This is a genomic window from Veillonella sp. 3_1_44, from assembly GCF_000163715.1.
Classification (GTDB): domain Bacteria; phylum Bacillota; class Negativicutes; order Veillonellales; family Veillonellaceae; genus Veillonella; species Veillonella parvula_A.
This window is the reverse complement of the sequence record NZ_GG770199.1, coordinates 537,874-559,116: the sequence shown is the minus strand read 5'-3', so window position 1 is coordinate 559,116 and position 21,243 is coordinate 537,874. Positions and strand designations below refer to the sequence as shown.

Annotated in this window: 20 protein-coding genes; all 20 read left to right on the top strand. The window is 38.1% G+C overall.

The window, feature by feature from the left end; all coding sequences use genetic code 11:
- The first annotated feature begins 92 nt into the window (after positions 1-92).
- The 20 genes from HMPREF0873_RS02620 to HMPREF0873_RS02525 all read left to right on the top strand — a co-directional run bounded on the left by HMPREF0873_RS02620 (position 93) and on the right by HMPREF0873_RS02525 (position 21,201).
- Positions 93-3,002, top strand: coding sequence for an insulinase family protein (locus tag HMPREF0873_RS02620; RefSeq protein ID WP_008714154.1), 2,910 nt, complete (start codon positions 93-95; stop codon positions 3,000-3,002).
- Positions 3,003-3,082: 80 nt separating this feature from the next.
- Complete coding sequence (gene gluQRS, locus HMPREF0873_RS02615) at positions 3,083-4,057, top strand: tRNA glutamyl-Q(34) synthetase GluQRS (protein ID WP_008714152.1); 975 nt, start codon at positions 3,083-3,085, stop codon at positions 4,055-4,057.
- A 132-nt stretch (positions 4,058-4,189) separates the two neighbouring features.
- The gene (locus HMPREF0873_RS02610; RefSeq protein WP_004696231.1) at positions 4,190-4,564 is read left to right on the top strand and encodes a CoA-binding protein; all 375 of its coding nucleotides are present in this window, start codon (positions 4,190-4,192) and stop codon (positions 4,562-4,564) included.
- Between the two features lie 9 nt (positions 4,565-4,573).
- Complete coding sequence (trxA, locus tag HMPREF0873_RS02605) at positions 4,574-4,894, top strand: thioredoxin (protein ID WP_004696229.1); 321 nt, start codon at positions 4,574-4,576, stop codon at positions 4,892-4,894.
- A gap of 403 nt (positions 4,895-5,297) precedes the next feature.
- Positions 5,298-5,729 carry a division/cell wall cluster transcriptional repressor MraZ gene (mraZ, locus tag HMPREF0873_RS02600; RefSeq protein WP_004696227.1) on the top strand — a complete coding sequence of 144 codons (432 nt, stop codon included), beginning with the start codon at positions 5,298-5,300 and terminating at the stop codon, positions 5,727-5,729.
- Between the two features lie 9 nt (positions 5,730-5,738).
- Positions 5,739-6,671, top strand: a complete 933-nt coding sequence (rsmH, locus tag HMPREF0873_RS02595; RefSeq protein WP_004696226.1) for a 16S rRNA (cytosine(1402)-N(4))-methyltransferase RsmH — start codon at positions 5,739-5,741, stop codon at positions 6,669-6,671.
- A gap of 21 nt (positions 6,672-6,692) precedes the next feature.
- On the top strand, positions 6,693-7,097 hold the full coding sequence (gene ftsL / locus HMPREF0873_RS02590) for a cell division protein FtsL (protein WP_004697156.1): 405 nt from the start codon (positions 6,693-6,695) through the stop codon (positions 7,095-7,097).
- Between the two features lie 55 nt (positions 7,098-7,152).
- Positions 7,153-8,637 (top strand): UDP-N-acetylmuramoyl-L-alanyl-D-glutamate--2,6-diaminopimelate ligase, encoded by a 1,485-nt coding sequence (locus HMPREF0873_RS02585; RefSeq protein ID WP_038125422.1) that lies wholly within the window; start codon positions 7,153-7,155, stop codon positions 8,635-8,637.
- Between the two features lies 1 nt (position 8,638).
- Positions 8,639-9,997 (top strand): UDP-N-acetylmuramoyl-tripeptide--D-alanyl-D-alanine ligase, encoded by a 1,359-nt coding sequence (gene murF, locus HMPREF0873_RS02580; RefSeq protein WP_038125420.1) that lies wholly within the window; start codon positions 8,639-8,641, stop codon positions 9,995-9,997.
- A 56-nt stretch (positions 9,998-10,053) separates the two neighbouring features.
- Complete coding sequence (gene mraY, locus HMPREF0873_RS02575) at positions 10,054-11,040, top strand: phospho-N-acetylmuramoyl-pentapeptide-transferase (RefSeq protein WP_008714144.1); 987 nt, start codon at positions 10,054-10,056, stop codon at positions 11,038-11,040.
- A gap of 83 nt (positions 11,041-11,123) precedes the next feature.
- Complete coding sequence (gene murD, locus HMPREF0873_RS02570) at positions 11,124-12,494, top strand: UDP-N-acetylmuramoyl-L-alanine--D-glutamate ligase (protein WP_008714142.1); 1,371 nt, start codon at positions 11,124-11,126, stop codon at positions 12,492-12,494.
- Complete coding sequence (murG, locus tag HMPREF0873_RS02565) at positions 12,494-13,603, top strand: undecaprenyldiphospho-muramoylpentapeptide beta-N-acetylglucosaminyltransferase (RefSeq protein ID WP_008714140.1); 1,110 nt, start codon at positions 12,494-12,496, stop codon at positions 13,601-13,603. Before murD ends, murG begins: the two co-directional genes overlap by 1 nt.
- Before the next feature lie 14 nt (positions 13,604-13,617).
- Entirely contained in the window at positions 13,618-15,000 is a 1,383-nt protein-coding gene (gene murC, locus HMPREF0873_RS02560; RefSeq protein ID WP_008714138.1) for a UDP-N-acetylmuramate--L-alanine ligase, read from the top strand.
- A complete protein-coding gene (locus tag HMPREF0873_RS02555; protein ID WP_004696208.1) occupies positions 14,997-15,929 on the top strand; it encodes a D-alanine--D-alanine ligase in 933 nt (310 codons plus the stop codon). Before murC ends, HMPREF0873_RS02555 begins: the two co-directional genes overlap by 4 nt.
- A gap of 28 nt (positions 15,930-15,957) precedes the next feature.
- Positions 15,958-16,839: a cell division protein FtsQ/DivIB gene (locus tag HMPREF0873_RS02550; RefSeq protein WP_008714136.1), complete on the top strand. Its 882-nt coding sequence runs from the start codon at positions 15,958-15,960 to the stop codon at positions 16,837-16,839.
- Positions 16,840-17,535 carry a DUF881 domain-containing protein gene (locus HMPREF0873_RS02545; RefSeq protein WP_004697175.1) on the top strand — a complete coding sequence of 232 codons (696 nt, stop codon included), beginning with the start codon at positions 16,840-16,842 and terminating at the stop codon, positions 17,533-17,535.
- Positions 17,532-17,876 carry a small basic family protein gene (locus HMPREF0873_RS02540; RefSeq protein ID WP_004696202.1) on the top strand — a complete coding sequence of 115 codons (345 nt, stop codon included), beginning with the start codon at positions 17,532-17,534 and terminating at the stop codon, positions 17,874-17,876. The genes HMPREF0873_RS02545 and HMPREF0873_RS02540 overlap by 4 nt, the downstream gene beginning before the upstream one ends.
- A 138-nt stretch (positions 17,877-18,014) precedes the next feature.
- Positions 18,015-19,055, top strand: a complete 1,041-nt coding sequence (gene ftsZ, locus HMPREF0873_RS02535; RefSeq protein ID WP_004697140.1) for a cell division protein FtsZ — start codon at positions 18,015-18,017, stop codon at positions 19,053-19,055.
- An 80-nt stretch (positions 19,056-19,135) separates the two neighbouring features.
- Positions 19,136-19,705 carry an outer membrane beta-barrel protein gene (locus HMPREF0873_RS02530; RefSeq protein ID WP_004696198.1) on the top strand — a complete coding sequence of 190 codons (570 nt, stop codon included), beginning with the start codon at positions 19,136-19,138 and terminating at the stop codon, positions 19,703-19,705.
- Positions 19,706-19,953: 248 nt separating this feature from the next.
- Positions 19,954-21,201, top strand: a complete 1,248-nt coding sequence (locus HMPREF0873_RS02525; RefSeq protein WP_008714133.1) for an aminotransferase class I/II-fold pyridoxal phosphate-dependent enzyme — start codon at positions 19,954-19,956, stop codon at positions 21,199-21,201.
- Positions 21,202-21,243 lie beyond the last annotated feature (42 nt).

Sequence of the window (21,243 nt, the reverse complement as noted above, 5' to 3'; positions counted from 1 at the left end):
TTATTCTTAACATCTATATATAGAGTCATCGATATGATATAATAAATTATTCAGAGAGAAATCATTATATTAGTATAGAAAGAAGGGACAGCATGGAAATAAATAAGGTTTATTCTGGCTTTCGCCTTGACCGCATTGAGCGCATTGATGAGATTAATGGTACCGCTTATGAAATGAAACATGAAAAGTCTGGTGCTCGTTTAATTTATATTGATTCACCAGATTCTAATAAAGTATTCAATATCGCTTTTAGAACAACACCACATAATAGTACTGGTGTTGCACATATTATGGAACACTCCGTTTTATGTGGTTCTCGTAAGTTTCCTTTAAAAGAGCCATTTGTTGAGCTTGTTAAGGGATCTTTAAACACGTTCTTAAACGCTATGACTTACCCTGATAAAACAATGTATCCTGTAGCCAGCAAGAATGATAAAGACTTCCACAACTTGATGGACGTATATCTTGATGCTGTATTGTATCCACGCGTTCGTGAAGATGCGGAAATCGTAATGCAAGAAGGTTGGCATTATGAATTAGATAGTGCGGACGATGAACTTACCTATAAAGGTGTTGTATTTAATGAGATGAAGGGTGTTTATTCCTCTCCGGATTCCGTTCTAGAACGCCAAATGATGCGTGAACTTTTCCCAGATACCACTTATGGTGTTGATTCTGGTGGAGATCCTGACCATATTACAGACTTAACTTATGAAGAGTTCCAAGAGTTCTATCGAGTTCATTATCACCCGTCCAATAGCTATATCTTCCTTTATGGTGATATGAATATTGAAGAGCAATTGGCATTCTTGAATGATGAGTACTTAAGTCATTTTGATGCTATTGAGGTTAATACAGAGGTTGGTATACAAACGCCATTTACGGAAGGTAAAGTGGTAAGTTATCCATATAGCGTAGGTTCTGAAGAGCCAACCGACAACCGAACTTTACATTCCTTTGCCTATGTTTTACCTGATGTAACACCTGAGCATAGCTTGGCTTTTGAGGTATTAACACATGCATTGTTGACATCTCCTGCGGCTCCTCTTAAACAGGCTTTGGTGAAAGCCGGTATCGGTTCTGATGTGAGTGGTTATTATCTTGATAGCATTCGTCAACCTTTGTGGACCGTGCAAGCAACTGGTTCTAATCTCGATAAACAAGCTGACTTGCAGCGTATTGTGGAATCTACATTACAAGAACTTTGTGATAATGGTTTAGATAAAGAATTATTAGAAGCTTCCTTGAATAGCATTGAGTTTGCTCTTCGTGAAAGCGACTTTGGTGGTCGCCCAATTGGTCTTGCTTATGTTATCCGTATGATGGATAATTGGCTATATGACAATGACCCACTTGAGTTATTACACTACGAAGAAGCATTAGTGAATATTCGCAAGGGCTTATCCGGTACGTACTTTGAAGATTTAATTCGTCAATCTATCTTAAATAACAATCATAAAGTGCTTGTTTCTATTTATCCTGAACGTGGTCTTCAAGAGCGCAAGGATGCAGAGGTTAAAGAATATTTAGCTTCTGTAAAAGCTAAGATGACTCCAGAAGAAATCGAAGCGATTGTAGAGCAAACAAAACGACTTAAACTTCGTCAAGAGGCTCCAGATAGCGACGAAGCATTAGCGTCGATTCCATTGCTTGAATTATCAGATTTAAATCCTAATATTGAAGAAGTAGAACGTCGTGAAAGTAAAATTGGCAATACTACAGTACATTTTGTACCTACTTTCACAAAAGGCATCAACTATGTAGGTCTTTACTTTAATTTAAGTTGTCTTACAGAAGATGAGTTGTTCTATGCCGATATTCTAAGTGATATTATCGGTCGTATCAACACATCTGAACGTGGCTATGAAGCATTGGCGAAAGATATCAATATGAATCTTGGTGGTTTAAGCTCAGATATTACGGCTATTAGCAAAGATGGTAAGCGTGATGAATTTACGCCTCTCATGATTGTTCGAGCTAAAGCCTTGCATTCTAAATTACCTGACTTATGCCGTTTGATTAACGAAGTAGTACAAAAAGCAGATTATAGTGACCATAGACGCTTGACCGAACTTGTTCAAGAAAGCAAAGCTATTTGGGATAATGAAGCGTTTCGTCGTGGCAACTCCATTGTAAGTCAACGTGTTATGGCACAAGTATCTGCAGTTGGTAAATTCAGAGATAATGGTAACTTTGGTTACTATCAAAAGATTAGCGAATTGGCTTCTAATCCTGCGGCATTACCATTATTGCCGGAAAAATTAGCTGATGTGGCTCGTAAGATTTTCCGTGCTAATAATGTGGATATCATGTTCGTTGGTGAAGAAGGCGAATTAGAAGCCTTTGAACATCTCATGAAACCATTGATTGAAACTTGGGATACTACTGACTTAAGTAATGATACATTAAAAATTACACGTTTGTCTGGTAATGATGGTATCGTTACAGCTGGTAAGGTTCAATACGTAGCTCAAGGTGGTAACTTTATAGACCATGGGTATAAACACGTAGGCCCAATGAGTGTATTGGAAACGATTTTACGTTATGAGTATCTTTGGATTCGTATTCGTGTACAAGGCGGTGCTTACGGTGCCTTCGCAAACTTCTATGACGATGGTAATATGATTTTCTGTAGCTATCGCGATCCAAACTTGGTAGAAACATTAAATGTATATAAAGAATTACCTCAATACCTTCGTGAGTTTACGTTGACTGATCGTGAGATGCGTAAATATATTATCGGTACTATGAGCTCTTTAGATTTACCAATGACTCCTGCGTTGCGTGGTCCACGTGCGATGGGGATGTATTTTAGCGGTGCTAAACTAGAGGATAAGGTAGAGTTTCGTAAACAAGTTATCGCTTGTAAGCCAGAGAATATCGTTGCTTTAGCAGATGTGGTTGAACCAGTGTTGAAGGACAATCATATTTGTACAATGGGGAACGAACAAAAAATTAAAGACGCTGGTAAGGTATTCGATAACATTATTTCTCTAGGATAATCGTTTTATATCATGTATAGTGGCATATTCTGTGTAAGTTTACGGGATATGCCACTTGTTTTGTACTGTAGGAGGGCATCATGAAAGGTCGATTTGCTCCAAGCCCCACAGGATATATTCATCTCGGAAATGTATGGATAGCCCTCTTATCTTATATTTCTACGAAGCAACAAAAAGGGCAGTATGTTGTGCGAATGGAGGATATAGACATCCAACGCTCTAAACGTGAGTTAGGGGAAGCTCTATTAGATGATTTAGAGTGGCTAGGATTTGAATGGGATGAAGGACCTCGCGTTGGTGGACCAGAATCAACATATTGGCAAAGTGAACGACAAACATATTATGGAGACGTATTAGAACATCTTGCATCAGAAAAACTAATTTATCCTTGCTTTTGTAATCGCACAAGATTGCATTCTATTGCTTCGGCGCCCCATGTAGGAGAGGTAGTACATCGATATGATGGTCATTGCCGTCATCTAGAGGATAAATTGATAAAAGAGTTTATGATGTCTAAGGAGCCATCTTTGCGTTTAGCCGTTAATTTCTGTGATATAGATTTTGTAGATCGTTGGCAAGGCTTTCAACATATTCATTTGGAAGGTGAATTAGATGATTATGTATTGCGTCGTGGTGACGGTATGTATGCCTATAATTTAGCTGTTGTACTGGATGATATTTCTATGGGGATAACGGAGGTCATTCGTGGAGACGATTTACTAGAGACTACAGGGCAGCAAATATATTTATATAGAACATTACAAACCAGTTTCAAATCTAAAAATATACAACTACCTTCTTATGGGCATGCTCCATTATTAATTGATTCTGAAGGGCATAGATTATCTAAGCGACAAAAGAGTATTACTATTCGTGAATTACGTGAAAATCAATGGTCTCCTAATAGGATTTTAGGTGAGCTGGCTATTGTAGGGGGCTTAGTTGAAGCTCATACATTAAGTCGTAGAGAAATCAGTTTATCTGAATTAATTGAGATTGATTTAAATGTACCTAGTCTTAGTCAGAAAGCGATTGAGATACAAATTAAAGAATAGAGTAATAAAATAGTATTGATTTATGTTATAGGATGTTTGCTAAAAGAGAATAATTCTTTAACTATATAATTCGATATAATATATTGACAATATTCGATATTTATTTATAATAGTATATAAGAGGTGGTCGAAATGACAATTCAACAAGCTTTAGATCAAAAAGTATGGGCCGTTATTGGAGCTACCCATAAAACCGAGAAGTTCGGTTATAAGATTTATAAATGTCTTAAAGATCACGGATATGAAGTATATCCAGTCAATCCTAATATTGCAGAAATAGATGGAGACATTTGTTACTCTAGTCTTTCTGCACTTCCCGTTGTGCCTGCTGTGGTAGATTTTGTTGTACCAGAAGCAGCGGGGTTAGCTGCACTTGATGAATGCAAAGAACTTGGCATTTCTGTTGTGTGGTTGCAACCGGGGGCGGATAAACCATCTGTTGTTGAAAAAGCACATGCTTTAGATCTGCATGTCATTCAAGATTGTGTATTAGTTCAATTACCGTAGGAGGGTACAATGAGCGAATTAAAAGATTTAAAAACTGCTGAATATCAAGATTTAGTAAACCAAGGTGGTGTTACTGTTGTTGACTTCTGGGCTCCATGGTGCGGTTATTGCGTACGTATGATGCCAATCATTGAAGAAATTGCAGGTGAGCTTGAAGGTAAAGCTAACTTTGTAAAAGTAAACGCTGATGAAGAACCAGAATTAGCACGTAACTTACAAGTTGAAGTATTGCCTACATTCGTTATTCTAAAAGATGGTGAAGTAGTAGACCGTAAAATTGGTTTCTTGCCTAAAGGCGATCTTCAAGCGGCTATCGAATCTAAATTCTAATACTATAATTAAAATCATATAAATAGAGGAAAACCTCATCAATGTATGTGTTGTACATTGATGAGGTTTTTTTGCTTTTTTAATATAGACCTAAATATATTTAACGTTTATGCGTTACTAAACATAATACATTGAGTTCCTAAACATAATACATCTAAAAGTGGGGTTTATGTCCATTTAAGGATTGGTATTATGCAATTGTGGTGGAGAGTGGTTTAAATTGTTTATTTTTGAATATTTAATCGAACATATGTATTGTAGAAAAGAGGAGAAAAATAGAGATTAAACAAGAAAAATATAAAAAAGTGGGATAAAAATAGATTTTTTGTTGTGAAAGGTGGGGAATTGTGGTAGAATTTACCATATAGTGGTGGATAAGAAATAGTAAAGGGCGGTGATACATATGTTCATGGGCGAATATAATCACACCATTGATACAAAAGGGCGGATGATTATACCTGCTAAAATACGTGAACAACTAGGCGATTTGTGCATCGTTACAAAAGGCCTAGATAACTGCTTGGCTATTTACACCGAAGAGGCATGGAAAAAAATTTCTACAGCTTTACAATCACAATCCTCCACTAAAGCTAGCGTGCGTGCTTTAAAACGTTTTGTTTTTGGTAGTGCCGCTGAACTTGAATATGATAAACAAGGTCGTGTCCTAATTCCTGTACCATTACGTGAATATGCAAGCCTTGATAAACAGGCTGTTATTGTAGGTGCTGGAGACCACGTTGAAATTTGGAGCCGTGAAAAATACGATTTCTATGATGAGCAAGTAGCTGAAAGTATGGAAGAATTAGTTGAAGGGCTTGAAGGGATTATGTTATAGGAGGCTATGATGGAATTTAATCATACTAGCGTACTCTTACGTGAAACAGTGGACTCCGTCGTAACTAATCCAAAAGGCATTTATGTGGACTGTACCCTCGGTGGGGCAGGACATGCTCACGCAGTGGGTGAGATGCTAGATCCAGAAGGCATGATTATCGGTTTAGATCAGGATGAAGATGCTTTGAGTGTAGCTCGACAGCGTTTATCTGATTTGAAATGTCAGGTGTTAACGATACCTACAAACTTTTCTAACTTAAAAGAAGCCCTCCAAAATGCGGGCATTTATGAAGTCGATGGTTTTATATTTGATCTTGGTGTATCCAGCTATCAACTAGATACTCCTGAACGAGGTTTTTCATATATGAATGATGGACCTCTTGATATGCGAATGGATAAAGATGCACCTCTCACGGCAGAGGAAATTGTCAATGAATATGACAGTGAACAATTACTACAAATTATCCGCGATTATGGGGAAGAACGATGGGCTAAAAGAATTGTCGAGTTTATTGTTGAAGCACGTCAAGAAAAAAGAATTACTACTACTGGCGAGTTAGTTAGAATTATTAAGAATGCAATACCTGCAAAGGCGCGACAAGATGGACCTCATCCGGCAAAACGGACGTTTCAGGCCATACGTATTGAAGTAAATAGAGAGTTAGCAATTTTGCATGATAGTTTTGTAGATGCTGTATCGATGTTAAAACCAAAGGGAAAGATTGGAGTTATTACATTCCACTCCTTGGAAGATCGAATTACAAAGCAAACTTTTAAAGAGTTAAGTACTGCATGTATATGTCCTCCACAATTGCCTGTGTGTGTTTGTAATCACAAGGCAGTTGTAAAGGCAAAGAATAAGGCTATAGAGCCAAGTATAGGGGAGATTGAAGTTAATCCGAGAGCTAGAAGCGCTAAATTGCGCGTAGCAGTAAAGTTGTAGATTTGGAAGGGGTTAAGTGTTATGTTAGCGAGAAAGGCTGTTGTGGGCCAAGTAAAAGGTGATATGTTGGTCATTGCACAAGGGAGAAGACGTAGTGCAAACGTAGCTTTAGATTTAAGCCCTATGATGTGGCAAGTTGTATATGGTATTGCTGCATTAGTTGCATGTTTGCTTATTATGATGGTTATGAATGCATACAGTACAAAGTTGGGCTATGAGGTAGTTAAAACACAGCAAGCTGTAGTACAATTAACAAAAGATAACGATGCATTGGACGTTGAAGTGGCTTCCTTGAAGTCTCCTGTACGTATCCAACAAATCGCAGAAGAACAACTAGGAATGGTTTTGCCTGATTCTTTTGTTTATAGCACAAAAAGCGCTGTTACTGAACGTAATGTACAAGAGAAACAGCAAATTATAGACTAGCAGGCGAAGCAGCTCGTATTGGGCTGCTTTCCTTTGCGTGTAAAGGAGATTGTATATGAAACACTTACAAGATATAGTAAAAACCTTACATGCACCGCATGTAGAAGGTAATACAGCTGTTGAAATTTTAGATGTTACTGCTGATTCTCGTGCTGTAAAAGCAGGTAGTTTATTTATTGCTTTAGATGGTGCCACTGTAGATGGTCATAACTATGTAAATAAAGCTATTGAGGCTGGTGCAGTAGCTGTACTAGTATCTAAACCGGTGGACGTAAGTGGTGATGTTTGTGTTATCACTGTTGAAGATACACGTGCGGCTATGATGGTCTGTGTACCGTACTTTTTTGATTATCCAGCCAACTCTATGCGCATGATTGGCGTTACTGGTACTAATGGTAAAACGACTACGAGTCATATGATTCGTCATATTTTGAAAGCTCAAGGTCATAAGGTTGGTGTAATTGGTACCGTTCATATTATGATTGGTGATACATCATATCCGATTCATAATACGACACCTGACGTAGTAGATTTACAACATATCTTGCATCAAATGGTAGAAGAGGGTGTTACATATTGTGTAATGGAAGTATCTTCCCATGCATTGGCTTTAGGACGCGTATCTGGTGTTGAGTATGATACGGCAGTATTTACAAATCTTACACAAGATCATCTAGACTTTCACAAAACATTTGAAAATTACTTGGCAGCTAAATGTAAACTATTTGAACAGGTTAGCAAACCAAACCAAGTAAAATCTGGTAAGGGTGCTGTCATTAACATCGATGATGCCTATGGACATCGGGTTGTTGAAAAAACTACAGCCCCTATCATTACCTATAGTATTGATGGTAGCGGCACATTGAATGCTCATGACGTTGATATGACGCCAAAGTCTAGCCGTTACACGGTATCTTATGATGGTCATGACTATACAGTTGCAATGAATACGACTGGCTTGTTTAATGTGTATAATACATTAGCAGCTATTGGTGCCTGCCTATTAGAAGGTATTTCCATGGAAGACATCGATAAAGCGTTGAAAACATTTAGTGCTGTACCTGGTCGTTTTGAATTGATTGAAGAAGGTCAACCATTTGCTGTTGTTGTAGACTATGCACATACACCAGATGGGTTAGAAAATATTTTACAAACAGCAAAGGCTATTCAAGAAAATCGTATTATTGTAGTCTTTGGTTGTGGCGGTGACCGAGATGCAACCAAACGTCCTATTATGGGACGCATTGCGGCACAATACGGTGATGTTGTGTATGTTACATCTGATAATCCGCGTACAGAGGATCCTGTACAAATTGTTAAAGATGTGGAAGTAGGCGTTAAAGACGGTCTTCGAGAAGGAACTCACTATGAAGTTATCGTTGATCGTCGAGAAGCGATTCAACATGCTATACAAAATGCACAACCTGGGGATATTGTACTGATTGCAGGTAAGGGGCATGAGGATTACCAAATCTTAAAGGATAAAACGATTCATTTCGATGATCGTGAAGAGGCGCGAGCAGCTCTCAAGGAGATTTAATATGGCAGAATTTACATTGTCTCAAGTAGTGGAAGCCACACAGGGGGCAAATGCACATACCGACAATATTAAGTTTTTAGATATATCTACTGATACGAGAACTATTGAATCGGGATTTTTATTTGTAGCATTAAAAGGCGACACTTTTGATGGTCATGATTTTATCAATACGGCTATTGAAAAAGGTGCCACAGGAGCTATCGTTGAAAAAGGACGTGCTGTAGAAGGCATTGCTTGTATCGAGGTAGACAATACTTTGGTAGCATATCAAAATTTGGCACGTTATCATCGTCGCCGTTTTGATATTCCTGTAGTTGCTATTACCGGTTCATCTGGTAAGACTACAACAAAGGAAATGGTGGCAGCCGTACTTGGTACAGAATTTAATGTATTAAAAACTGAGAAAAACTATAATAATGAAATTGGCTTACCAAAAACCTTGTTACGTTTGACCGCTGAGCATGAAGCCTGTGTTGTTGAAATGGGTATGCGTGGCCTCGGCCAAATTGAAGAACTGGCGTTGATTGCAGAACCAACGATGGGGATTATTACCAATGTTGGTACTAGTCATATCGAGCTTTTAGGCTCTCGCGAAGCCATTGCTGAAGCAAAAGGTGAGTTGATTCGTTGCTTGCCTGAAAATAGTGTGGCTATCCTTAATGAGGACGATCCATATGTAAAAGCAATGGATAGCTTAGCTAAAGGTAAAACTATTACGTATGGTATTGAACGTAATGCTACATGTATTGGTAGTCATTTGCGCTATAAAAAAGATGGTATTAAGTTTACCTGTAAGTGTTATGATGAAGTTTTTGATATCTTCTTGCCTATGATTGGTGAACACAATGTATATGATGCATTGGCGGCTATCGTCGCAGGTCGTGTGTTAGGTATAAAATCCAATACAATTCGTAAAGGTTTGAGCGAGTTTACTGGAACTCCAATGCGTCAAGAAATCGTTCCGTTTGAAGATATTGTTATCTTAAATGATGCTTATAATGCAAATCCATCATCCATGGCTGAAGCGATTAAAGCTCTTGGTCAATTGGAAGGTAAACGTAAAATTGCAATGCTCGGTGATATGCTCGAGCTCGGCGACTTCTCTGAAGAAGCACATCGCGAAATTGGTCAATTACTTGCTGAAGAAGGATATAGTGTTGTATTTACCTTTGGTGATGCTGCTGCCTTTATTGCAAAGGAAGCGAAAAAAGCGGGTTTAACTACATTCCGTTGTAAGAGTCATTTAGAAATGGCAAATGCATACAGTGATATTCGTGAAAAAGGGGATGTTATCCTTGTGAAAGGTTCCCGTGGTTTACGAATGGAGCGCGTTGTTGAAGAATTAAAGGATCGAGAATAATAGGTAACGGCTAGTTATATCTAGCCGTCCTATTTATTAATAAGTAGAGGATTCATATGATAAATCACATTCTGTTAGCCTTCGTAGCGACTTTCATCATTACGGTAGTGCTAGGTAAAATTGCTATTCCTATGTTGCGTTCTTTGCACGCACAACAAAGTATTCGTGAAGAAGGCCCTGAAAGTCATCAAGCGAAAGCAGGTACGCCAACAATGGGCGGTGCTTTCATGATGGTTGCCCTTGTTATTGGCGTGGCATTGTTTGCACCATGGAATGTGGGTACAGGTATGTTATTATTTTTAACACTGGGTCATTGTTTATTAGGTTTTTTTGATGATTTTGTAAAAGCAGTAAAGAAACGAAATCTTGGTTTAACAGCGAAGCAAAAATTACTTGGACAATTTATATTGGCTGCCGTATTCTGTTATTGCATTACTGAGATTATGGTTGTTCCTACCACATTATGGATTCCTGTTGTAGATATACAATTACAATTGGGATGGGGTTATTATGTATTGGCATTTTTGATTATTGTAGGAGCTACAAATGCAGTAAATTTAACAGATGGTCTTGATGGTCTTGCTGGTGGTACATCAGCAGTGGCGGCGATAGCATTCTCTGTTATTGGTCTGATGGCTGCATCGATGACAAATTCTATCGGTGCTGAAAGTGTTGCGTACTTTGGCGCTATAATAGCAGCTGTATGTCTTGGCTTTTTGGTATATAATGTGAACCCTGCAAAAGTATTCATGGGGGATACAGGCTCTTTGGCATTAGGTGGTGCCTTTGCAGCAATGGCTATTTTGACTAAAACAGAATTGCTACTTGTGGTGATTGGTGGCATTTTTGTTATGGAAGCACTATCTGTTATTATTCAAGTTATTTCTTTCAAAACACGGGGTGTGCGTGTATTTAAGATGAGTCCTATTCATCACCATTTTGAACTTTCCGGATGGGCAGAACAAACAGTTGTTAATCGTTTCTGGTTTGGTGGAGCTGTTTTAGCCGTTATTGGTGTACTTTTAGCGACTATAACTTTATAAGATAATACTTAACGGAAGTTGTAAATAATGGTATGCTTATTAGATAGGATACATTAATTTTATAAATAATTTAGGTGATATAGATGGAATATGGAGATAAACATATACTTGTTCTTGGCGCTGGAGCTAGCGGTATAGGTGCATCTTGGGTATTAGCCCAAGTAGGTGCGCATGTTGTGTTAAATGATTATAAGCCTATGACACTGCCTACGGCTGAGGAGAAACGACTTGTTGCTGCAGGGGTAAATATTATTACAGGACGTCAAGATGAATCCTTGCTAGATGGCGTGGATCGTATCGTTATTTCTCCAGGTATTTCTTTAGACATTCCAATTGTAAAAGCAGCACAGGCCCGTGGTATTGACGTGGTCAGCGAAGTAGAATTAGCTTATGAAGTATCTAAATCACCTATCGTAGCTGTTACAGGTACAAATGGTAAGACTACGACAACAACCTTATTAACTAAAGTACTAGAAGGCTCTGGAAAACCAGTTCACGTCGGTGGAAATATTGGTGATTCCCTTAGTGAAGTGGCGTATTCTATGCCTGCAGACGGTTTTTTGGTAGCCGAATTATCTAGTTATCAATTAGAGACAATCAAGCATTTTAGGCCTATTGGGGCTATTATTCTCAATATTACTCCAGATCACTTAGCTCGTCATAAGACGATGGAAAACTATATTGCTGCGAAGGAACGCATCTTTGAAAATCAATTAAGTACAGATTATTTAGTGTTGAATATAGATGATCCCGTTGTAGCTGATATGGAACATCGTGCGCCTAGTCATATTCTAAAAATTAGTCAAAAAAAAGCCGTAGAGAATGGCGCTTATTATGCTGATGGGCAATGTTATATTGCTAAAGATGGGGTAGCAAAATTTGTTATTGCAGATGAAGATATTCATATTCCAGGCAGTCATAATATTGAAAACATATTGACCGTTATTGCTTTATCTCATGCATTGGGCGTACCTGTAGAAACAATTCATCGTATTATTAGTGAGTTCCATGGCGTTGAACATCGTTTAGAACGCGTTAAGACGATTGATGGTATTACATTTTATAATGATTCTAAAGCGACTAATGTAGATTCTGTGGTTAAAGCATTAGAATCCTTTGATCAACAAGTTATTCTATTAGCTGGTGGTCATGATAAAATGACGCCTTTAGAAGATTTTATGCAGCTAGTTAAAGAGCATACTAAAGCTGTTATATTTATGGGGGAAGCGGCAGATCGTTTTGAGATGGCTGCAAAAGAGGCTGGTGTGAAGCCGATTTATCGTGCTTTATCTATGAAAGAAGCCGTAGAACAAGGCTATAAATTGGCAGAGACTGGCGATATTGTGCTATTATCTCCGGCTTGCTCAAGCTTTGATTGGTACAGCTGTTTTGAAGAGCGTGGAGATGACTTTAAACGTTGTGTTCATATGTTGCAAGAGGGAGGACACCATTAATGAAACGTGTTATTATTTCAGGTGGTGGCACTGGTGGACATATATATCCAGCAATAACTATATATAAGGAAATTATGAAACAGAATCCTGATGCAAAGGTGTTATATGTTGGTACCAAGCAAGGTCTCGAGGCTACATTAGTTCCTAAAGAGGGGATAGAGTTTACTACAATTCCTGTGCAAGGCTTGCAGCGTCAATTATCGTTAGGTACATTAGTCACATTAGGTAAAACTGCTTTAGGCATTGTAAAAGCTAATGCTATAGTTTGTAAGTTTAAACCTGATGTGGTTATTGGTACTGGGGGTTATGTATGTGGTCCTGTTCTCTTGGCTGCAGCATTACATAATATTCCTACTATAATTCAAGAACAGAATGTCATAGCAGGCATTACTAATAAAATTCTGAGTCGTTTTGTTGATGTGGTAGCCCTAGGCTATAAGGATGCAGAAGCATCGTTTTCTAAAGCAAAGCGCGTAGTCTATACAGGGAATCCTGTTCGTCCAGATGTGCTAGTTGATTCGAGAACATCGGGACGTAACTATTTCAACTTAAGTGATGATACCTTTACAGTACTCATAGCTGGAGGTTCTCGAGGGGCGAGAACTATTAACAATGCTATGATAGATGTACATAAACACTTTCAAGGTGTGAAAGGTATTAAATTAATCCATATTACGGGAAACGGAGAATATGAATCTGTTTTATCCCAATTGGGCATTACCGATGGGGATGGTTTAGGTAGTTCATCTTTGATTTTGCCGTATTTACATGATATGCCAAAAGCACTAGCAGCAGCCGATTTAGCAGTATTTAGATCTGGTGCTATAGGTCTTGCAGAATTAGCAGTTCGCGGTATTCCATCCGTATTGATACCGTATCCATACGCAGCGGAAGATCATCAAACCTATAATGCACGTATCTTTGTACAAGAAGGGGCGGCTCATATGATTGTAGATAAAATGTTGAGTGCTCACGATTTGATAGGGGAAATCGAGATGTTTATGGCCAACCGTGATTTGTTGGCACAAATGGGAGACCGAGCATTGCAATTGGGGAAACCGAATGCGGCTCATGATATTGCAAAATTAGCTTTATCTATTGCAAAGTAACAAGGAGAGGTTTTATGTTAGACGGTATTCACAAAATTCACCTTATCGGTATTGGTGGATCTGGTATGCGTGCGATAGCGAATATTTTGATTCAAAAAGGTTATGATGTATCTGGTTCAGATATTGCTGAATCTGCAGTGATTTCTAAGTTTAGAGATATGGGTGCCACGGTGCATATCGGTCATAATAAAGAATATGTAAATGGTGTTGATGCCATAGTTCGTTCTACAGCGATTCGTGAAGACAATCCTGAAATTGTTGCTGCTAAAGAGCAAGGGATTACCATTTTACATCGTTCTGATATTGTAAAGGCTGTATTAGATGTAACAGATGGTATCGCAGTAGCTGGTGCGCATGGTAAAACATCTACAACCTCAATGATTGGACAAATTTTAGTGGAGGCTAATGCGGATCCTACAGTAATTATCGGTGGCGAAGTAGATTATCTCAAAGGTAGCAGTTGCCTTGGGAAAGGCCATTTTTCCGTTGTGGAAGCGGATGAGAGCGATGGTTCATTTTTAAAATTGCATCCACATACTATCGTTATAACTAATATTGAAGATGATCATATGGATCATTATAAAACTATGGATAACTTGTTAAACGCTTTCTGTGAGTTCGTCGAAACGTTACCAGAAGCAGGCAAAGCTATCGTATGTGGTGATAATGAAAATATTCGTTATGTTATGAGCCGCGTAAAACGTACTTTTATTACGTATGGGTTAGAGGATAATAATGATTATGTAGCAAAAAATATTCATTATGTGGACTCTTCCTTGGTATATGATGTATATCATAAAGGCATTAATATAGGCCGCATCAGCTTGTGCGTGCCTGGAGAACATAATGTATTAAACTCATTGGCAGCCTTTATTGTGGCTCATGAATGTTGCGGTGTAGAGAATCGCTTTATTACAAAAGCGTTAGGTAAATTTATCGGTGCAAAACGACGCTTTGAAACAAAAGGTCATGTTGCTGGCGTCTGGGTTGTCGATGATTATGCACATCATCCAACAGAAATTAAAGCGACCTTAAGAGCAGCAAAAGAGCTTGAAAAACATCGCGTTATTTGTGTGTTTCAACCGCATCGGTATACACGTACAAGCTTGTTGAAAGATGAATTTGCCACTGCTTTTACAAGTGCTGATGAAATATATATGACAGATATTTACAGTTCTGGTGAAGATCCGATTGCAGGTATCGATGGACGTACTATTCCTGACGCTGTTGAAGCTGCTACACATAAGGTTGTACATTATGTACCTTCTGTTGATGATATACCAGCTGTATTGGCAAAAATTGTGCGACCTAATGATCTAGTTATCACAATGGGTGCCGGCTCTATTAATCAATATGGACCTAAATTATTAGCTATATTGGAGGAAGGCTTGCAATGAAAGATAGAAAAATAATCGTATTGATGGGTGGTCCTTCCAAAGAGGCTGAAGTATCTCGCCGTACTGGCGCTGCTATTGCGGAAGCACTCGAAAGTAAAGGGTATAATGCCCAAACATTAGAACTTAATCCTCGTACTGTTTTAAAAGACATTGAATCCTTAGGTGGAGAGATTGTATTTAATGCAATTCACGGTCGTTATGGTGAAGATGGTGCATTACAAGGCTTACTTGAAATGGCAGAAATTCCATATACTGGATCGGGCATCATGGCTCATGCGGTAGGAATGAATAAAAAAGTAAGCAAAGATGTTTTCAAAGGGGCTAATATTCCAACAGCTACTTCTGAATCCTTTAATGGTAATTTAGAATCTGCAGAAGCTATTATAGGACATATTCGTAAACAGTTTACGATTCCTGTAGTGGTGAAATCTGCCACTCAAGGCTCTAGTATTGGCGTTACCATCGTTCGTGATGAGGCACAATTGGAGGCTGCTGTTACAGAAGCGCTAAAATATGATCCGATTCTTGTAGTAGAGCAATTTCTTGATGGTCGCGAATTTACAGTATCCGTTCTTGACGGAAAGGCATTGTCAGTAATTGAAATACGTCCACATTCTGGGGAGTATGACTATACCAGTAAATATACTGTAGGTGCTACAGAATATTTAGTACCTGCGCCTATTAGTGAAGAAATGACTGCTGAGATGCAACGCATAGGGGAACTTGTGTATCGCGAAGTACAAGGCAGTGGGGTTATTCGTGTTGATATTATGACAGATCATGCAGATAATATGTATGTTCTAGAATACAATACTGTGCCAGGTATGACGGCAACGTCTTTAGTACCAAAGGCAGCTAAAGAAATGGGAATTGACTTTCCAACATTATGTGAAAAGATTCTATTAACAGCTAGTATAGGGAAATTTTAAGGGCTGAATAGAACATAAGGAGTTATCTATGGATGACAAGCAATACCATCCATCCAACTCTGGGGAGATGCAGTCTTCTACACCTGTTCATGATGAACGGGCTGTATTTAGAAAACGAGTGTTAAAAATCGGTGGTGCAGTTACTCTCGTGTTGGTGGGATTGTTTACACTACCTATTCCTTTTGGATCCTTAAAAATTATAGGATCGGATAAGGTAACTGTACAAGATGTAATGGTAGCAGGGGATATTCATGAACCTGTAAATATATTGCAAATTAGTACAGAGAAATTAAAAACTAGATTGGCGAAAGACTTACGGGTTGAAGAGGCCCAAATTAGTTATCAATTGCCATTTACAATGGTTGTACGTGTCATAGAGCGCAAAGCTGTTGCAGTTGTACCAGCTCAGTTTGGTTATTTAACACTTGACAGTAAAGGTCAAGTGATTGCATCAGAGCCTGCAATACAAGATACGTCGGTACCAATGATATCAGGTGTTAAGGCGGGAAATATTTTGTTAGGTGATACCGTTGTTGATAAGCCCATTTTAGCGGCTCTTGAATACTTAAACTCTCTTGATGAGAGCACCTTCAAGACTATTGCAGAAGTCAATATAGGAGATCCTGATGCAATAATGGCTTATACCGTATCGGGGGTGCAAATTAGATTAGGAGATAGTAAAGACTTACCTAAAAAAGCCGAGTTAACTCAGTCTATGTTACAAGATATTAAGACAACACATAGCAATGTACAATATATAGATGTTAATGTTTCATCACCATATATAAAAACTGATGTAATACCGGAAGTTAAAAAGCATCAGACTGGAACAAAGACAACAGAAAATTCATCTACTAAGAAGGATGATAAAAAACAAGATAAACAAGGTCATGTTGAAGATAAAAGGTAGATGATTGTCGTGAGACACGAACGGTGGGCAATAGCCTTAGTCAGTTGTATATTGGGTTTCATGGTTGTTACTCAATATAAGATGACTCAAGATAATATAGAAGAAAATATCCGTTTACAACGGGCTGGTGATTTAGCCGTACAATTACGAGAGGCCCAAAGTGAACGTGATGCATTATTAAAACAAATAGAAGAACTTAAACAGTCTGGTGCTAGTAGCAATGTTAAAGCAGATGAACAGTTGATGATGAAAGCGGCTTTAACTAATGTTAAAGGTACGGGTGTTAGTGTATTAATTGAGGATAGCTTAAAGCCAATTCAAAGTGGTGAAAATCCTAATTTATATGTAATTCATGATGAAGATATTTTACGTATTGTTAATGAATTGCGAGCTGGTGGGGCTGAGGCGATAGCTATCAATGATCAACGTCTCATAGGGACTTCTGAAATACGATGCTCTGGCCCGACTATTACTGTGAATGGTAAGGTTTTTGGGGCGCCTTTTACAGTTAAAGCAATTGGTGATCCAAAAACATTAAATTCTGCGCTCACCATGCGAGGCGGTGTGGTAGATTCCTTGAAACACTGGGGCATAAAGGTAACCATAAAGGAAGAAAATGAAATAGCTATTCCAGCTTTTACAGGAACCTTCAGAGAAGAGCATATAAAGCCTAATGAAACAGGAGGTAAAGAATGAATATTTATATCTTTGCCATTGTTGGTTTAATTGTAGGTACTACATTAGGGTGGCTTTCACCATTTCATATACCTATAAGTTATGCAAATTACACATCAGTCGCTGTTCTGGCTGCACTAGATGCTGTATTTGGTGGTAGCCGGGCTGCATTGGAACGAACCTTTGATCTTAGTAATTTTGTACTTGGGTTCTTTTCAAATGTTGTGTTAGCTGTTATTCTTGTATATGTAGGTGACCTCATAGGAATTAACCTATATTACGTAGCTCTTATTGGCTTTGGATTGCATGTATTTATTAATGTAGGCGCTATACGAAAGATTATTATGACTAAGCGATTCTAATAAATCACATTCTATATAGTGGAAAGTTTTTAAATTTTAGTGTAAAATAAATGTAATTGTTATAAGATTGTCAGTATATAAATCGATACATTGGGACGTATATTGATACGATAGATAACGATAAGAGGAGGAAGTTCAATGTCTGATTTTGCAAATATTAAAGTTATCGGTGTTGGTGGCGGCGGTAATAACGCTGTTAATCGCATGGTAGATAGCGATCTTAAAGGTGTTCAATTTTTATCCGCTAATACTGAAAGCCAAGTGCTTGAATTATCTAAAGCGGATGTAACGATTCAAATTGGCGAGAAGGTTACAAAAGGTCTTGGTGCAGGCGCAAATCCACAAATCGGTGAAGAGGCTGCTCAAGAAAGCCGTGAAGAAATTATAAAAGCTCTTGAAGGTGCTGATATGGTATTCGTAACTGCTGGTATGGGTGGTGGTACTGGTACAGGTGCTGCTCCTATCGTTGCAGAATGTGCTAAAGAAATCGGTGCCTTGACAGTAGGCGTCGTTACTAAACCGTTCGCTTTTGAAGGTAAACGCCGTCGTGCACAAGCGGAAAAAGGCATTGAATTCTTGACTCAAAAAGTAGATACTATTATCGTTATTCCTAATGATAAATTGTTGCAAGTTGTAGATAAAAAATGTTCCTTAAGCGATGCATTCCGTACAGCTGATGATGTACTTCGCCAAGGTATCAAGGGCATTTCAGACTTGATTCAAGTTCCTGGCTTGATCAATCTTGACTTTGCAGATGTTAAAACTATCATGACTGAACAAGGCGAAGCATTGATGGGGATTGGCGTTGGCGAAGGTGAAAACCGCGCTGCTGACGCAGCTAAAATGGCTATTAATAGCCCATTGTTGGAAACATCTATCGATGGTGCAAAAGGCATCTTACTCAATATTTCCGGTAGTGCTAACTTAAGCTTGTTTGAAATTAATGAAGCTGCCGAAATTATTTCTGAAGCGGCGGATCCTGATGCAAATATTATCTTTGGTTCTGTTATCGATGAAAGCTTAGGCGATACAGTTCAAATTACTGTTGTGGCAACTGGTTTTAATTCAAATACTAAGAATGTACCTGAATTCGGTAAAACAACAACTACATCCCGTCCGGCATCCACTACAAATACTAACAGTGGTATCCCTGATATCCCTGTATTCATGAAACGCTAATTTATAGATTGTATAATTATTATACCTATCAATTAGTAACTTATTAAGACATACCATTGGTATGTGTATAGGAGGTAAAAATGAAGAAATTAGTATTATTAACTTTAGCAGCTACAGTTGTAGCCGGCAGTGCATTTGCTGCAGCTCCTGTAACAAAAATTAGTGATGGATCCACTAAGGTACAAGCTGATTATGCTTTTAAACAACACGTATCTAACGGTGGTGGCAATAGCAATGATGGTTTCGGTGTTTCTTTACAACACGACCTTTCCAATAAAGCTGCATTACAATACTCTTACGATAAATTAAATGCAAAAAATGGCGATATTAAAGATCATCAATTAGCATTGGTTTATAAGGTACATCCAAATGTAAATCTATATGGTGCAGGTACTGCGATTCGTACAAATGATACTGAACTTGGTTTCCAAGCCGGTGTTATCGGTCATGTACCTTTGACTAATAAAGTAAACGGCTTTGCTAAGGCTGGTTGGGGTAATGATATTAAGCAAACTTATCAAGTAGGTGCTCAATATGAAGTACGCCCTGATGTAGATTTGAATGTATACTATGGCTATGATAAATATAGCGTAGATAGCAATGATAAAACTGCAAAAGGTTTACACGCTGGTGTAGGCTACTCCTTCTAAGGATGATAAGGACCACTCTTTTGAGTGGTCTTTTTTTATATATTTACTGTTTTATTGTATATTTGTTAACTATTTTTCCTAAATAAGGTACTTAATATATTCTATATATATTTAATAAGTGTTGAGTTACTAATAGTTAGTTAAATCTTCTATGTATACAATATATTTACTGAATATACGTTGTATATTTAAATCAGTTTAGGTATGATAAATGTGTAATATTCATTTCAGATAGGATGGTGCAAGTTATGACAAGTGTTGCTGCAAAGCATGCAAAAGGAAAAAAATTAAAAGACGTAATCTTCGTAACTGCTGGTCAAGCTCAAGCTGATGCTAAAGAAAATGGCCGTGAGAATGTTGTGAATGGTACGTTGGGTGCTATTCATGATGAAGAGGGAAACTTAGTTTTTCTTAAGACCGTTAAAGAAGAATATTTGAGTCTTTCGGATTCTGAACATGTTGGTTATGCACCAATTGCGGGTATTCCAGATTTTTTGTGTGCTGCTGAAAAAGAATGTTTTGGTAATTTCCGTCCAGAAGGTCATATTCGTAGCATTGCTACCGCAGGTGGCACTGGTGGCATTCATCATTTGATTCATAACTATACAGAGCCTGGTGATGAAGTATTAACAGCGGATTGGTACTGGGGTGCATACCGTGTTATTTGTAGTGATACTGGACGTACACTAGTTACGTATTCCTTATTTGATGAACATAATAACTTTAATCATGAAGCATTCCAAAATCGTGTAAACGAATTGGCGGCTAAACAAACAAATGTGGTTGTTATCTTTAACACACCAGGTAATAACCCAACCGGCTACTCTATTGAGGATAAAGATTGGGATTCTATCCTTAATTTCCTGAAGGATTTAGTTGCTATTGGTCGAAATAATGTGATTATTGGTATTGATGTAGCATATCTTGATTACTCTGGTGAAAAAGATGAGGTACGTGCGTTCTTCAATAAATTTAGTCATTTACCAAAAGAAATTCTCACCTGTGTGTGTTATAGCTTATCTAAAGGATTTACTATGTATGGTCAGCGCGTTGGTGCGATGATTGGGATCTCTGATGATGAAGAAATAGCTGATGAGTTTTTCGAAGTTAACAAATCTACAAGTCGTGCCACATGGTCCAATATTTGTCGTCCCGCAATGCGTACAATGGCTAATATTGTGGCTGATCCAGCTAAGTTTAAGGAATATGAAGCTGAACGCAATTGCTATTATCAATTAATTCGCGATCGTGCTGATATCTTTAAACAAGAAGCAGCACAAGTAGGACTTCCTATGTTACCTTACCGCGGTGGCTTCTTTATTACAATTCCTACAGACTCTGCGAATGCTATCTGTGAAGAGTTGAAGAAAGATCATATCTATGTAATTGCATTAGCAAATGGTATTCGTATAGCTGCCTGTGGTATTCCTAAAAAGCAAATGACAGGACTTGCAGGAAAAATTTATACCGCTATGAAACATCTTGGCAAATTATAATAGATAAGTGAAATCATATTAAAAACCACTTGATACATGTAT

What these genes read in the sequence shown, in the direction of transcription:
- murD (WP_008714142.1), top strand. Translation starts at nt 11,124, where the DNA reads ATGGAATATGGAGATAAACATATACTTGTTCTTGGCGCTGGAGCTAGC.
- HMPREF0873_RS02545 (WP_004697175.1), top strand. Translation starts at nt 16,840, where the DNA reads ATGATTGTCGTGAGACACGAACGGTGGGCAATAGCCTTAGTCAGTTGT.
- HMPREF0873_RS02550 (WP_008714136.1), top strand. Translation starts at nt 15,958, where the DNA reads ATGGATGACAAGCAATACCATCCATCCAACTCTGGGGAGATGCAGTCT.
- murG (WP_008714140.1), top strand. Translation starts at nt 12,494, where the DNA reads ATGAAACGTGTTATTATTTCAGGTGGTGGCACTGGTGGACATATATAT.
- gluQRS (WP_008714152.1), top strand. Translation starts at nt 3,083, where the DNA reads ATGAAAGGTCGATTTGCTCCAAGCCCCACAGGATATATTCATCTCGGA.
- mraY (WP_008714144.1), top strand. Translation starts at nt 10,054, where the DNA reads ATGATAAATCACATTCTGTTAGCCTTCGTAGCGACTTTCATCATTACG.
- rsmH (WP_004696226.1), top strand. Translation starts at nt 5,739, where the DNA reads ATGGAATTTAATCATACTAGCGTACTCTTACGTGAAACAGTGGACTCC.
- HMPREF0873_RS02530 (WP_004696198.1), top strand. Translation starts at nt 19,136, where the DNA reads ATGAAGAAATTAGTATTATTAACTTTAGCAGCTACAGTTGTAGCCGGC.
- ftsL (WP_004697156.1), top strand. Translation starts at nt 6,693, where the DNA reads ATGTTAGCGAGAAAGGCTGTTGTGGGCCAAGTAAAAGGTGATATGTTG.
- HMPREF0873_RS02620 (WP_008714154.1), top strand. Translation starts at nt 93, where the DNA reads ATGGAAATAAATAAGGTTTATTCTGGCTTTCGCCTTGACCGCATTGAG.
- HMPREF0873_RS02610 (WP_004696231.1), top strand. Translation starts at nt 4,190, where the DNA reads ATGACAATTCAACAAGCTTTAGATCAAAAAGTATGGGCCGTTATTGGA.
- trxA (WP_004696229.1), top strand. Translation starts at nt 4,574, where the DNA reads ATGAGCGAATTAAAAGATTTAAAAACTGCTGAATATCAAGATTTAGTA.
- ftsZ (WP_004697140.1), top strand. Translation starts at nt 18,015, where the DNA reads ATGTCTGATTTTGCAAATATTAAAGTTATCGGTGTTGGTGGCGGCGGT.
- murF (WP_038125420.1), top strand. Translation starts at nt 8,639, where the DNA reads ATGGCAGAATTTACATTGTCTCAAGTAGTGGAAGCCACACAGGGGGCA.
- HMPREF0873_RS02585 (WP_038125422.1), top strand. Translation starts at nt 7,153, where the DNA reads ATGAAACACTTACAAGATATAGTAAAAACCTTACATGCACCGCATGTA.
- HMPREF0873_RS02525 (WP_008714133.1), top strand. Translation starts at nt 19,954, where the DNA reads ATGACAAGTGTTGCTGCAAAGCATGCAAAAGGAAAAAAATTAAAAGAC.
- HMPREF0873_RS02555 (WP_004696208.1), top strand. Translation starts at nt 14,997, where the DNA reads ATGAAAGATAGAAAAATAATCGTATTGATGGGTGGTCCTTCCAAAGAG.
- murC (WP_008714138.1), top strand. Translation starts at nt 13,618, where the DNA reads ATGTTAGACGGTATTCACAAAATTCACCTTATCGGTATTGGTGGATCT.
- HMPREF0873_RS02540 (WP_004696202.1), top strand. Translation starts at nt 17,532, where the DNA reads ATGAATATTTATATCTTTGCCATTGTTGGTTTAATTGTAGGTACTACA.
- mraZ (WP_004696227.1), top strand. Translation starts at nt 5,298, where the DNA reads ATGTTCATGGGCGAATATAATCACACCATTGATACAAAAGGGCGGATG.